The organism is Dysgonomonas sp. Marseille-P4677 (assembly GCF_016652235.1).
GTDB lineage: Bacteria > Bacteroidota > Bacteroidia > Bacteroidales > Dysgonomonadaceae > Dysgonomonas.
Genome location: NZ_JAEPKU010000110.1, coordinates 1 through 14,232 on the forward strand (window position 1 = coordinate 1; position 14,232 = coordinate 14,232).

A 14,232-nucleotide genomic window follows, 5' to 3' on the forward strand; every position below is an offset into this window, starting at 1 on the left:
GGTCTACATACTGATTATGTAGTGTACCTTATAGCTATTCCTTTTATTGCTTATTGTGCGATAGCGATTGTAACCGAGATTATGATAAGGAAAGAACTGGCTATTAAGAAGGAAAAGAAAAGAAGGAAGGAGAATGTAAATAAAGAATATAAAGGGGCTAAAATAGCTGTATTATCATAGATATAGAATCTTTTGCAAATGTATTTTATTAATAATAGAAAAGGAGAGCGCTTGAGCGCTCTCCTTTTTGTCAATATATTTTAAATATTATTCGACTCTAGTCCATACCTGAGTTCTGCCAAAAGCTGAAACACCTATATATCCTCTAACTTTCAGTTTGTCTTTTCCGTCCAGACTTACTATGCATTTGTATAATTTTCCATTCGATGGATCAAGTATCTTTCCGTCGTTATATTCTTTTCCGTCCTTTGTCAGTCCCTTTAGAATTATAAGCCCTACTACGGGTTTGTCTTTATCTGTTCCCGTACAATTATTACACTTTATATCTTTTTTAGCAGGGTTTAGTATTTCTATTACTTTTCCGTAAATTTTACCGCCCTGCTCTGTGATCTCTACTATCGATTTAGCCTCTTTGGTTTCGTCATCGAATGTTTTCCATTTGCCAATAACGGATTGAGCATTGGCTGTCATTATCGAGAGACATAAGCCTACAAGTAAAATAAATTTTAATTTCATCATTATTTGTTTTAAAAGTTATTTCTATATTCGTGATCCTTGAAAATAGAATTTTGCGGTAAATGTACAAAAAAATAAGAAAGGTCATTCTCTAGAATGACCTTTCTCTATCATATTATTGTTTTGCAGAATTACTCAGCTAACAAAATTTCCATCATTTGTACAGCAGCTTTACTAACCGAAGTACCAGGGCCGAAAATTGCAGCTACACCCGATTTGTACAAGAAGTCATAATCTTGCGCAGGAATAACTCCTCCGGCGATAACAATGATATCTTCACGGCCTAGTTTTTTCAACTCGGCTATTACTTGAGGAACAAGAGTCTTGTGTCCTGCAGCAAGAGAAGATACTCCAAGTACGTTTACGTCGTTTTCTACTGCTTGACGTGCAGCTTCTTCCGGAGTTTGGAACAATGGTCCCATATCCACGTCGAATCCGCAGTCGGCATAACCTGTTGCCACTACTTTTGCTCCGCGATCGTGCCCGTCTTGACCCATCTTAGCGATCATTATACGTGGTTGGCGGCCTTCTTTTTTAGCAAATTCTTCCACTAGCTGCTGAGCTTGTAGGAATGTAGGGTCTTTTTTAGTTTCTGATGAATACACGCCTGATATAGTTCTTATTATTGCTTTATAACGGCCTACTACTTCTTCGCAAGCATCCGAGATTTCTCCCAATGTTGCACGCAAACGAGCAGCTTCTACTGCAAGTTCAAGTAAGTTACCTTGTTTAGTTTTAACGCATTCTGTAATGGCAGCTAATGCTTTTTTCACAGCTTCGTTGTCACGTTTAGATTTCAGGTCGTTCAGACGTTCTATTTGTTGACGACGAACTTCTGTGTTGTCTACATCAAGGATATCAATAGGGTCTTCTTTTTCCAAACGATATTTGTTGATACCTATAATTGTTTGGTTGCCAGAGTCAATTCTAGCTTGTGTACGCGCTGCAGCCTCTTCGATACGCATTTTAGGAATACCTGTTTCGATAGCTTTTGCCATACCTCCAAGTTTTTGAATTTCTTGAATATGCTCCCAAGCTTTATGAACAAGTTCATTTGTCAGAGACTCTACATAATAAGAACCAGCCCATGGGTCGATTTCTTTAGTTATATATGTTTCTTCCTGTATGTATATCTGAGTATTACGAGCAATACGTGCCGAGAAATCGGTTGGTAATGCAATAGCCTCATCAAGTGCATTTGTATGCAATGATTGAGTATGACCAAGAGCTGAGGCCATAGCCTCGATACAGGTACGACCTACGTTGTTGAACGGATCTTGCTCTGTTAATGACCATCCTGATGTTTGAGAGTGAGTACGGAGTGCAAGCGATTTTGGATTTTTAGCTCCAAAACTCTTAACAATCTTAGCCCACAATAAACGTCCGGCACGCATTTTAGCGATTTCCATAAAGTGGTTCATGCCGATAGCCCAGAAGAATGATAGACGAGGTGCAAAAGCATCTACATCTATGCCTGCATCTATACCTGCTTTTAGGTACTCCATACCATCGGCAAGTGTATAAGCTAACTCAATATCGGCAGTTGCACCTGCTTCCTGCATGTGATAACCCGAGATAGAGATGGAGTTGAATTTAGGCATCTTCTGAGAAGTATATTCAAAGATATCAGCGATAATCTTCATTGAAAATTCTGGTGGGTAGATATATGTATTACGCACCATGAATTCTTTAAGTATATCGTTTTGGATGGTTCCTGCCATTTCTTCCAACTTCGCGCCTTGCTCTAGTCCGGCATTGATATAGAATGCAAGTACAGGAAGTACAGCTCCATTCATAGTCATTGATACTGACATCTGATTCAATGGAATGCCATCAAACAAAACTTTCATATCTTCTACCGAGCAGATAGATACTCCTGCTTTACCTACATCACCTACTACACGAGGGTGGTCAGCATCGTAGCCACGGTGTGTGGCAAGGTCAAACGCAACTGAAAGTCCTTTTTGTCCTGATGCAAGGTTACGGCGGTAGAAAGCATTCGATTCGGCAGCAGTAGAGAATCCTGCATATTGGCGGATAGTCCACGGACGCATTGCATACATACCTGAGTATGGTCCACGAAGGAATGGTGGAAGCCCTGAAGCATAATTCAGATGCTCCATGCCTTCAAGGTCTTCTTTTGTATAAACAGGCTTAACCGGAATCAATTCAGGAGTAATCCAGTTAGCCTCTATACCATTATCAGCAGCCCATTTTGTAGCATCTGTTGCTGCAAAACCTGCTTTGTTAATGTCTATATTTTTAAAATTTGGTTTCATTCTTTTTAATTTTAGCTACTTACTTAATTGATTCCCAGTTTAGCATTGAATACTCTTAAAGTTTCAAGTACATTGCTCTTCACATTAATGAAGTGTTCTATGCCTTGAGCTTTCAGATCATCCATACAAGCAGGAGCTCCTGCTACAACGAAATGTTCTTTGCCTGCAATTAGCTTGTGGGCTTCAGGTGCAAGAGTTGCGTATTCGTCGTCGCTCGAACAAAGTACAATTATGTCAGCATTCTTTTCGCGTGCTGCTTTTACTCCGGCCTCAATACTATCAAAGCCTAAGTTATCGATTACTTTATAACCTGCGCAAGCAAAGAAGTTACTAGAGAATTGGGCACGTGCCAAGCGCATACCAAGATTACCGATAGTAAGCATGAATACAGTAGGTGCACCATGTTTTTCAGTAGCCAAACGAAGTTCTTCGAATGCTGTAGCTAGGCGATCTTTAGGAAGAGGCATATAAGGAGCATCTTTACTGCAGCCACATCCACAAGCTTCTTTTTCTACAATTTTGCTATCTGCTTTTTCAGTGAAGTTAGGATATTGGTTAGTTCCCAATAAGATTTCGCGGCGTGTAGCCAATCCTTGGAAACGAGCATTAGCAGATTCTTTTACAGCAGTTTGTACTGTTCCTGCTTTTAATGCTTCATAAAATCCTTTCTCATCTGTTTCAAGGAACAATTTCCAAGCTTGTTCAGCAATAGATTTTGTTAAGTTCTCTATATAATATGAACCAGAAGATGGGTCAGATATTTTGTCGAAGTGACATTCTTCTTTCAATAATAATTGTTGATTACGAGCAATTCTTTCCGAGAAATCGTCAGATGTTTTGTATGTTTCATCGAACGGACGAACTGTTAGAGAATTAACACCCGCAAGGGTAGCCGACATAGCTTCTGTTTGCGTGCGAAGCAAGTTCACATGAGCATCGTATATAGTCTTATTGAAGATAGACGTTTGTGCATGTGTGTATATTTTAGCTGCGCAACGGCAGAAACCTTCTGGAGATTTGTTAGTACAATCATGGTTGCAAGTAGCTTTATAAGCGTCCACTATTTCAGCCCACAACCAACGTGCAGCACGGAATTTAGCTATTTCCATAAAATAGTTTCCTCCAATACCAAAGTTGAATTTGATTTTTTTCGCAACTAATGTAGCGTCTAATCCTGCTTCAACCAATGCAGATAGTAATTGGTTTCCATTAGCAAGTGCATAGCCTAATTCTTGATAGATATATGCTCCGCCATCATTGATAGCATATGCATTTACAGCTAATACACGAAAACGTGGAAGAGGAGCAGAAGCTTTTACGATCTCAGCAGCTTTTTCTACCCAGCCTTCTGCGTCACGACCTTTTTTCAAAAGAGGTTTGAATGCATCGTAGTTTACAGATCCAAAGCATTTCATTACATCTACACCTGCTTCTTTGTAATAATCAACAAGGATTTTTACTAAATCGAGTGATTTACGATAACAAGTGCTGAAATTTAGTTCTACAGCTTCCGGACAGATGTCTTTTAATAGAGCTTTGATATTTTCTGCGTTTACATCATCACCGTCAATGTTGAATCCTAGAGATGTAATTCCTTTGTTTAGTACATCTAAGGCTTTAGCATTGGCAGCCTTAAAGTCGTTCACGCAGATATCCTGACGTGTATACCAGTCATTATCTTTCTTGGTACCGCGTACATAAGGAAACTCACCCGGAAGAGAATCGGCTGTTTGCATGCCTTCAATATTCTCACTTCTGTAGAAAGGATTTACTTTAAATCCCTCATTTGTTTTCCAAACAAGTTTTTTCTCAAAATCGGCGCCTTTCAGGTCAGCCGTAATCTTAGCCATCCACTCTTCGGTAGAAACCGGTGGAAAGTCTGAGAAAAGCTTTTCTTTTTGATTAGCCATGATTAATTTTTATTGTTAATGTATATAGGTTTTATTGTATTGATACTTAGTTGATTATATGTTTATGGTCTATCTCTATATAAATAATATTTATAAGTGCTTACACTCAAATAGTTATCCTTTTTCAAAAGGCAACACAAAAGTAAAGCTTTTTGTTCTCTTGGTAAAGTTTTAAAGGCTAAAAATTCTTACTGTTATCTATATAATTTAGCTAATAGCCTTACTAATGCACTAATTTCTCTCTATTCTTATTATCCTTACTATAAATGAAGGCGATTAAGTTTATCTATATCCCAAAATTTTATCTATACACCGAGTATAAGGTTACTAATTTAACTATATAGTATAATAAAAAAGAGTATGAAATATGAAAACTACTTCTGTATTTTCCCGTAATGTAGATGCTTTCAATGCAGGGATGCGATATATCGTAAATAAAGGATCGACACGTTCGTCTAAAACTTACAGCACCTTGCAACTCCTTTTTACCATAGCCGAAAATACAGCGAGTCCTCTTGTGATTTCCATTGTTTCCGAATCGATGCCTCATCTGAAGAAGGGTTGCATTCGCGATTTTAAAGACATACTTCAGCGTAAGGGAAAATGGATGTCGGCTTGTTGGAATGCGACAGATAAGATATATAGAATAAATGATTCTATGATTGAATTTTTCTCGGCAGACAATCCGGCAAAAGTTCATGGCCCGTCGCGAGATATATTGTATGTAAACGAATGTATTAATATAGATTATGAAACATATCGTCAGTTGGCTATCCGAACTACGAGAACGATTTTTTTGGATTGTAACCCCTGTTATGAATTTTGGCTCGATGAAAAAGTATTGGTGCAGTCTGACGCTATATTGATACATTCTACATATAAAGATAATGAGTTTTTATCGCAGGCCCAAGTGAACGAAATAGAATCGAATCGTGGAGATAGAGATTGGTGGCAGGTGTATGGGGAGGGTTTGACGGGTTCCCGTCAGGGTGTAATTATTCAGAACTGGGATGTTGTTTCAGAGATGCCCGATTTTTATAAGAGGCGCTGGTTGGGTATGGATTTTGGTTTTACAAACGATCCTACAGCCATTGTAGATGTTCGCTTGGCCGATGGGGAACTGTGGATAGATGAGTTGCTCTATGCAAAAGGCTATGATAATATAATGATTGCAGATCATTTGAGTAAAATAGGTATTCCTTCCCACATAGATATAATAGCTGATAGTGCTGAGCCCAAAAGTATCAGGGAAATTTCGTCCAAAGGGTGGAGGTTAGAGCCTGCTCAGAAAGGCAGAGATAGTGTTGTGACAGGTATCTCCATCCTGAATAGGTATAAAAAGCACGTAACCAAGAATAGTATAAATATAATAAACGAATACCGCAATTATCATTGGCGAAAAGATGATTTCGGAAATCCAACCAACTTGCCGGTCGATCGCTACAATCATACAATTGATGCACAGCGTTATGTATGCTTGAATAAGTTGATGGAGAAGGGGTGTGGATTGTCTTATTCTGTAATACGGGGAAGGGACTAATTCGTAAGTGTAACAATCAGTATACTAAGTGAATAATGTTTTAAAAATAATAAATAATGGCAAATTTAGAATTATACATCAATCAACAATTATGTGAAACGGAGAATCCCGAAACCTTTTCGGTATATCTCAAACGTCAATTGCTCAACCCGGCGGAACTGAGTACAAAAGATGCGCAACGCTCGTACGATATTACGCTGCCGGCTACAACTGTAAATAATGAAATATTCAGGTATATAAATACCGAGGAGGTAAAGGGAAAGTTTTCACAACTCTACGATGCTCAGCTAATAGTAAATGGAATAAAAATATTTGATGGAAAGTTTAAAATGAGTGAGATTACTAAGACGTATTATAAGGGAAACTTAGGTATTCCGGCTCAGAAGACAGTGAAGGATATTTTTGGAGAGATGAAGATGAATCAGGCTGGGAAGTGGCTGGTTGATTTTAAGGGGATTACTGATATTACAGAATATAATAAAGGTATAGCTAAAGATTCAAAAGCTTGTTTTTTTCCTTTCGTCCTTTACGGATTATTACCCAAAGAGCCTAAAGAATATGGAAAGTATACAGCAAAAGATTTATTTGATGAAACAGTTAAGTTGCGATTAAATCATATCCCCCCCTCTGTTAATTGCCTTGAAACGATCAAGCAGATTTTTAAAGGAGAAGGATTAGATATTACAGGGACGGCATTTAATGATGAACGGCTAAAAGACTTATGTATGAGCTATCAGAATCCACCTGAATATCAGATGCCGTGGAATTTTGGAGAGTTGGCTAAAATGAGGATAAAAGGGAATTGGGCTAATGTGAGAAGTGATAGAGGAGAGATACAATATTGGAGACATGTAGATAATAAGTATTTTGTAATAGCTGATTTGCTAAATAGCTCGACTCTGGAAATTGTGGAACCGATCGAAGATCCCGGATATAATATTCACCAATTTCAAACGAATGTAGAAGGGCAGGAGGTAAAACATAATGTTATAAATATACCTCATGATGGATTTTATAAAATAACATTAGATGTGAAAATATCTGTGGATACGGTTAAAAATTGGGCTTATCCATATAGAGACTTTTTTGTTATATCGGGGCATCATTCAGATGGGAATTGGAATTTAAATAATTCACGTTTCGAGGTAAAGTTGCTTAGATACAAAGACGGAGAGGAAAAACAATTAGATCGGGATTTCGGATTTGACAATGTCTTTTATAAAGAGAATATTGATCAGACCGAGGATGACACGTATCCTAAATATTACCCTCAGCCGGGCGGTATCAATTTCATAGATACTAAGCAAAGCCCGCATCTGATCTGTGGATTTTCTTTTAATGAAAGTTCTTGGGAACATAACCCTGTAGATACAGAAGGTATACGTAGAAATGTATTAGTAAAGAAATCAGGAGAGTCTTGGGATAAGAATTTATCTGGAAAAGAATTAACGGCTGTAAATTGTCCTGTATATTATAAAGCGGAGAAAACAGAAGATGGAACGATCGATTATAATCCTAGGTCTGATAAATATACAATGAGTTTATTGAATACTCCTTTTAGAAATGAGATTAGAAGAAATAGCGATGGTTTTGGAGGAGATGGAAAAATCTGTATGATAGCATGGTTTGATAAAAATGATAAACTGACATTGGCTACAAACTCGGATATGGAGAAGTTTTTTACTATAAAAGGACTATCATTTTATGGATGGATAGTGCACACAATTGATTTCGACTTGTCTATTGAAGCTTTTCAGACAGAGAAAAACTGGTTGCAGGTAAATGATCAGTGGACAGGAACAGGAAACATGTATTGGAATGATGATTCTACGTTTCTATCGGATAAACTCGATCTAACTAAATTTCTTCCTTCAACGATAAAAATAAATGATTGGCTTGAAAATTTTTGTAAGGTATTCAATTTAAGTTTAATTCAGACCGAACAGACAAGTTTTGAACTGAATACGCCTCAAAATAGAAACTTAAATATAACATCGATAATAGACATGGACGAAAAAGCAGATGTAAATACAGTAAGGAGAAATTCGTCTATAGCTTTACCTTCAGTATATGAAATAGGCTTTACAGTTGACAAACAAGAAGAAGGTTATGATAAATCTGAATACGATGACGGAGGTGGAAAATACGAAACAGGTAGCCTCGAATTAAAAAAAATAAACCAAACTTCATTTTTTTCGTATAATTGGCTGAAAAAAATAAGGAATCAGATAATTGATAACGAATTGAATATTCCTGTAGTTTCCGATAAAAAGGTATGGGATGATACAACTTTGGACTACCAAAAAATGCAGGAAGAGAATTATATTGATAAGGCTCAACGTTTTTGGTATAGAACGGAAGATACTTTTCCTACAGATGTAAATGGTAATAAAGATATCGAATTAGGGTTGGTTTCTACTCAAATGAATGGGTATAAATCGATGATTCTGAATTATAAAAATGAAAAAGATTCTATACTTAATAATTATTTCACTTTGCTTACTGACGCTGATAATTGTTATACTACTATTGAATGTTTTTTAAGCCCTGAAGAATATATCAGAATCCCTGATAGCTGGGTGAAATTTAATGGAGATTTATATTATGTAGCTGAAATAGACGGTTATGACCCCTCGTGTAAAAAGAAAGCAACTTTGAAATTGATACGAAAGATACAATAAGTATTATAAATTTATCCCCTATTTAAAAGTATAGGGGATAAATTTATTCTTTGTAGCGTTTTGATTTACGCCATTCTTCTCCAAGATATCGTTCGGATAGATATTCTATATCGTTTTCTATCTCAATTTTATATTGTATGTATGATAGCCTTTCATAAAATGCTGTATTATTTATAATATATTTAATAGCAATTGGCTCAATTTCCCACTTGGCGGTTAATGTATTATATATGGCACGACTAGAAGAGAAATCTTTATTGTAGATAAAACGCATATTAGGATTATCCAACCTTTGCCAATCTCCCTCGATAGGATTATAATATCCCCCATAGTAATTAGGATCATTCGGATCATTCCAATCCCCATTCCAAACAAATTTTTCGGGATTTATAGGTTTGTCCTCATCATTACTACCACAAGCAAGAAAAGGAAAGCAAAGAGAACAGATAAGAGCAAAAGCGAGTAATTTCTTAATAGTTTGCATAAGTTTATATTTAGGGAGCAAAGATAGTAAAAATGTAAAACAAAATTTCGATAGGTTAATAAATCAAATAATTTGGGGGGAGATGTTGGGCGATTAGTAACTATATTCATGTTTTTTATTACCTTTATCTGGCTTTATAATTACAAGCACTCACTATTGTCGAGCAGACCAATTGCTCAGAAAATACCAGAGATTAACGAAAATATGAAACAGTACACAATGCACGAAGCTCTTCTGCGTGCTATTAAAGAAAAAATACCGCAAGGAACAAATGTGGCGAACATTTTGATGGACATTCTTTTTATAGGAAAAGAAGCTGTATATAGGCGGTTGCGGAGCGAAGTTGCATTCACAATGGAGGAAGCGGCTAGTATCTCACGCCATTTTGGAATTTCTCTCGATGATATATCAGGTGTGAATACACTGAATCGTCGGCCATTTCGGCTAAATCTGGAAAGATATACTAATCCGATGGATGCAGATTATAATCAGATGGAAGAAGTAATATCGTTGCTCAACAGCTCCAGATCAGATCCCTATACAGAGATGACATCAGCTGTAAATGTATTACCGCAGACACTCTATTTCAACTACAAATATATTTCGAGGTTCTATATGTTTAAATGGTTATACCAATGGAATAATGAAGAACCATTAAAATCACTTGAGAATATTGAGATACATGCTCGCCTGGAGGATATACAAAAGCGATATGTTGAAGAATCTTTACATATAAAGCATACTTGTTATATATTAGATAATTTTCTTTTTCAGTATTTGGTAAATGATATCCGATATTTTGCCAGTGTTCGTTTTATAACTCGAGAAGATGTAATAGCTCTAAAAAAAGATTTATTAGACCTTATTGATTATATGGAACTTATAGCATCTAAAGGCTCGTTCGAGACAGGAAATAAGGTGCAGTTTTATCTTTCCAGTACAAATTTTGATTCCACATATAGCTATTTGCAAACTGAAAATTATAATGTCAGCCATATAAGGGTATTTACACTAAATGCGATCGTATCTTTAGATACAGATGCTTTTCTTCAGTTAAAAAACTGGGTTAATACGTTAAAAAGACTTTCTATCTTGATATCGGAGAGTGGAGAAATGCAACGAGTTCAATTTTTTAAAAAACAACGAGAATTGGTAAATACATTGGTATAACTATATAGTACAAAACCTTAATAGGGACAAAACAGGGTTGTTTGATGTATTAAAGAGGAAGAAGTCGATTGAAATTACAGATGCAGAGAAAAATCAGTTTGAAAATATAGTAATATTCCATTTTTCTTCGACAAATATATTGATGGTGTTAAAAATATGAAGAGTGTAATGATTGTATGATGTTTTAACTTAATACGAGAAACACTTTTGTCAGTTCCTTGTTATTTCAGTAATACTATTATTGGTAAGGAATAAAGGAACTATGGTGAAATTAAGACTGCCCAGAACAATACGATTGGCCAGGATGGATGAAGTACCCGACCAAAAAGATATACAGGAACTAGTAAGACAGTCTGCTGATAATAATATTGTGGAGGGTTATAAGCTCTCATTTAATCTAGATAAAAAGCATCCGTTTAATTTTTTTGCAGAAATAAATATTGATAATAATAGACTTTGGTCGTTATTCAAATCAATGATGATGGCTATGTCTGAGCCTCAAAGTTTATTGACCGCATTTAGGGGCGATTCTCTTGCTAGTGCCGGATATAGTACATATCATGATAAGTATAGTTTATATAATGGATTGAGCAAGTATGAAAAAGAGCTTACTTGTGATGTATTTATAAAGTTTGGAGTCATACATGAAGAACAGAATACTCGAGAGTTGATATTAGTTGCTAGTTCAAAATATATTCAATACTGGGGAAGGGATATTAGTTACTTTAGAGGCTTAATGGATAGTTATTCTTTGTACGAGATACCACATCTCGAATTTATTGATAATTATCCCATGATAACAACATCTCTCGACCTTTATGAACCAGATGTGTTAACGACAGCAGATTTAATAAAGCAATTGAGAATTATTTTCATGTAATATGCCAATCTTTAATTGTCTTACAGGCTTTTGGAATCTCTTTATCTCCTTTTATTGAGCTACAGTCTGTTTTTAGAAAAAAAGTTATTTATAACTACATGATGAGAACCTTCAATAGAATAATATTGCTACTGAATGTTTTGTTGGAGTTTTTCTTTTAAAATAAGCTATAGAAGATAGGTTAAGCAATAAAGTTATTATCTTGTTGCTATCAGATATATTTTTTTGACTTGTCCAAAACGTCATATTCAGGGATTTACAGAGTAATATTTGTTTCGATATCCGAAACTCGTGTTTTATGTGTTTTCACAAAATGGCATTTTGATAGGGTTGATGAAGAAAAGTTTTCATATTCGAGTCAAAATAAAAATGTATATGTTAAATTAGAAACAAAATACGATGAATTTCCCCCAAAAAGGACAGTTTTTTTCATTCCTATACAGTACTTTTACAACTATAAAGAAGGTGATTTTATAAAGATATAATAATCACTAAAAGATAAGAGTGTGATGTGTTACTAGATCAATTTTTAAATTAAACAATAGTATATATTCTTGAGCCTGATATCGTTTATATATTTGTTAAAAATGCTTTTAAACTTCTCATAGTTATATCTAGGTTCATTGAAGGTCGTATTAAGGGTGGATTCAGAGTCTGATTATAAGTTATTGAATATTAGTCAATCAAAGATAAAAAAACAATATAAATATAATGTTTAAAAAATCTCGTTATCAATAGTTTAGAGTTTTTTTATAGTTAGGAAAAAACCGCAAGTTTTGTGTAGTTTGTGAAGTGTGAAGCCATGTGAGCTGTGAAGTTCGCATGGTTTTGTTATCTATTAAGGCATTATTTATTTTTTAGAGTATAGATATTTTCTTTATAAAGATTTGGCAAGACAGTTACAATTATTACTTTTACTAAAGTATAATTGAAGAATTTTTAACATAAGAATATATGTATTTCAGCAGAACAAAAAGAGTAGTCGCCATACATGATCTGTCAGGTATCGGACGTGTATCACTTGGAGTTGTTATTCCTATACTGACATCAATGGGCTTCCAGGTTAGTGCCTTGCCAACAGCTATTCTGTCTAACCATACGCAATACCCTAATTTCTCTTTTTTAGACTTAACGAATGAGATGCGTAAGATCATAGCCGAATGGCGTAAGCTCGGAGCTGAATTCGATACGTTCTATTCCGGATATCTGGGATCATCGGAGCAAATACAGATAGTGAAGGATTTTATCCTTGAATTTAGAAAAGAAAATAATCTTGTTGTAATTGATCCTGTATTAGGTGATAATGGTAAGCTTTATACCGGATTTGATATAAAGATAGTGGAAGAGATGAGGCGGTTGGTTTCGGTCGCAGATGTGATCACGCCTAATCTTACCGAATTGTCTTACCTGCTCGATTTGCCATATGAAAAAGAATACTCAGACGAAAAGCTGAAAGAGTATCTATTAGCATTATCAGCTAAAGGACCTTCTATAGTCATTATAACAAGTGTTCCGGTGATTGACAATCCACATCAAACATCAGTATATGCTTACAACAGTCGGGGAAATCGTTTTTGGAAAGTCACGTGTCCATATCTTCCGGCCCACTATCCGGGAGTAGGAGATACCTTTGCAAGTGTAGTGACAGGAGCTATGATGCAAGGCGATAGCCTGCCTGTGGCTCTGGATCGTGCTACGCAGTTTTGTTATCAGGGAATTCGTGCTACATTCGGCTATGAGTATGATCAGCGTGAGGGGATATTGTTCGAGAAAGTATTACACAATCTGGATGTTCCCATTCAAATCAGTACCTACGAACTAATTTGAAATCACTCTGTCTTTGTTCTGCATACACAGTCTATTAAATGGTCATTCACATAACCTACTGCTTGTAGGTGCGCATAACAAATCGTAGTACCGAAGAATTTGAATCCCCGTTTCTTCATATCTTTACTTATCGCATCCGACAACGGTGTCGAAGCAGGTACTTCAGACAGAGTTTTCCAATGGTTAACAACTGGCTTTCCTTCGGGTAGGAATGATTTCAAATAGTTGCAGAAACTACCAAATTCTCTCTGAACCTCAAGGAATAAGCGTGCATTTGAAATGGTAGCTTTGATTTTCAATCTGTTGCGGATTATTCCTTCGTCTAACATCAACCTTTCTACATCCTGCTCTGTAAATAGCGATACTTTCTTAGCATCAAATCCGGCAAATGCTTTTCGATAACCTTCTCTTTTTCGCAAAATAGTAATCCAACTGAGTCCGGCTTGAGCACTTTCCAGTACAAGAAATTCAAACATCGTTTTGTCGTCGATCACTTCGGTACCCCATTCTTCATCGTGATACTTTATATATAGAGGATCATTATTAACCCATCCACAGCGTATAATCTCGTTTGCCATATGACTCTATTTATATATTGATTTGTAAAAATAGTAATTTTATTACTAATTGCTACCTTTTAATTATTAAGATAAAAAGGTGACAAAGGTTACACTTTTTATATGCTTTTCTACCCGTTACTTTTCTCTCTCTCAAAATACCTTACTTATTACCTGTATATAGATAAAGTTTCGATATCTATATACT

The 14,232-nt window shown here is 35.8% G+C and carries 10 protein-coding genes and 1 pseudogene; 6 read left to right on the top strand and 5 right to left on the bottom strand.

The window, feature by feature from the left end; translation table 11 throughout:
- Nucleotides 1-180, top strand: a pseudogene (locus tag JGH11_RS15315) (hypothetical protein); the annotation flags it as partial.
- An 87-nt stretch (nt 181-267) separates the two neighbouring features.
- Here JGH11_RS15315 and JGH11_RS15320 read toward each other — a convergent pair.
- The 3 genes from JGH11_RS15320 to mutA form a co-directional block, all read right to left on the bottom strand.
- Nucleotides 268-699: a DUF2147 domain-containing protein gene (locus JGH11_RS15320; RefSeq protein WP_236264024.1), complete on the bottom strand. Its 432-nt coding sequence runs from the start codon at nt 697-699 to the stop codon at nt 268-270.
- Between the two features lie 128 nt (nt 700-827).
- On the bottom strand, nt 828-2,975 hold the full coding sequence (scpA, locus tag JGH11_RS15325) for a methylmalonyl-CoA mutase (RefSeq protein WP_201113274.1): 2,148 nt from the start codon (nt 2,973-2,975) through the stop codon (nt 828-830).
- A 23-nt stretch (nt 2,976-2,998) separates the two neighbouring features.
- Nucleotides 2,999-4,885: a methylmalonyl-CoA mutase small subunit gene (mutA, locus tag JGH11_RS15330; protein ID WP_201113275.1), complete on the bottom strand. Its 1,887-nt coding sequence runs from the start codon at nt 4,883-4,885 to the stop codon at nt 2,999-3,001.
- 367 nt (nt 4,886-5,252) lie between these two features.
- Between mutA and JGH11_RS15335 the strand changes: the two genes are divergently transcribed.
- Both JGH11_RS15335 and JGH11_RS15340 read left to right on the top strand, forming a co-directional pair.
- Nucleotides 5,253-6,425 carry a PBSX family phage terminase large subunit gene (locus tag JGH11_RS15335; RefSeq protein WP_201113276.1) on the top strand — a complete coding sequence of 391 codons (1,173 nt, stop codon included), beginning with the start codon at nt 5,253-5,255 and terminating at the stop codon, nt 6,423-6,425.
- 56 nt (nt 6,426-6,481) lie between these two features.
- Nucleotides 6,482-9,106 carry a hypothetical protein gene (locus tag JGH11_RS15340; RefSeq protein ID WP_201113277.1) on the top strand — a complete coding sequence of 875 codons (2,625 nt, stop codon included), beginning with the start codon at nt 6,482-6,484 and terminating at the stop codon, nt 9,104-9,106.
- Between the two features lie 43 nt (nt 9,107-9,149).
- On the opposite strand, the gene JGH11_RS15345 is transcribed toward JGH11_RS15340, so the two are convergent.
- Nucleotides 9,150-9,590 carry a hypothetical protein gene (locus JGH11_RS15345; protein WP_201113278.1) on the bottom strand — a complete coding sequence of 147 codons (441 nt, stop codon included), beginning with the start codon at nt 9,588-9,590 and terminating at the stop codon, nt 9,150-9,152.
- Nucleotides 9,591-9,794: 204 nt separating this feature from the next.
- Here JGH11_RS15345 and JGH11_RS15350 point away from each other — a divergent pair, with 204 nt between their 5' ends.
- The 3 genes from JGH11_RS15350 to JGH11_RS15360 all read left to right on the top strand — a co-directional run bounded on the left by JGH11_RS15350 (nt 9,795) and on the right by JGH11_RS15360 (nt 13,467).
- On the top strand, nt 9,795-10,760 hold the full coding sequence (locus JGH11_RS15350; RefSeq protein ID WP_201113279.1) for a hypothetical protein: 966 nt from the start codon (nt 9,795-9,797) through the stop codon (nt 10,758-10,760).
- A gap of 262 nt (nt 10,761-11,022) precedes the next feature.
- On the top strand, nt 11,023-11,640 hold the full coding sequence (locus JGH11_RS15355) for a hypothetical protein (protein ID WP_201113281.1): 618 nt from the start codon (nt 11,023-11,025) through the stop codon (nt 11,638-11,640).
- A 954-nt stretch (nt 11,641-12,594) separates the two neighbouring features.
- Nucleotides 12,595-13,467 carry a pyridoxamine kinase gene (locus JGH11_RS15360; protein WP_201113283.1) on the top strand — a complete coding sequence of 291 codons (873 nt, stop codon included), beginning with the start codon at nt 12,595-12,597 and terminating at the stop codon, nt 13,465-13,467.
- Nucleotides 13,468-13,469: 2 nt separating this feature from the next.
- On the opposite strand, the gene JGH11_RS15365 is transcribed toward JGH11_RS15360, so the two are convergent.
- Nucleotides 13,470-14,045 carry a DNA-3-methyladenine glycosylase I gene (locus tag JGH11_RS15365; RefSeq protein ID WP_201113285.1) on the bottom strand — a complete coding sequence of 192 codons (576 nt, stop codon included), beginning with the start codon at nt 14,043-14,045 and terminating at the stop codon, nt 13,470-13,472.
- Nucleotides 14,046-14,232: the final 187 nt, after the last annotated feature.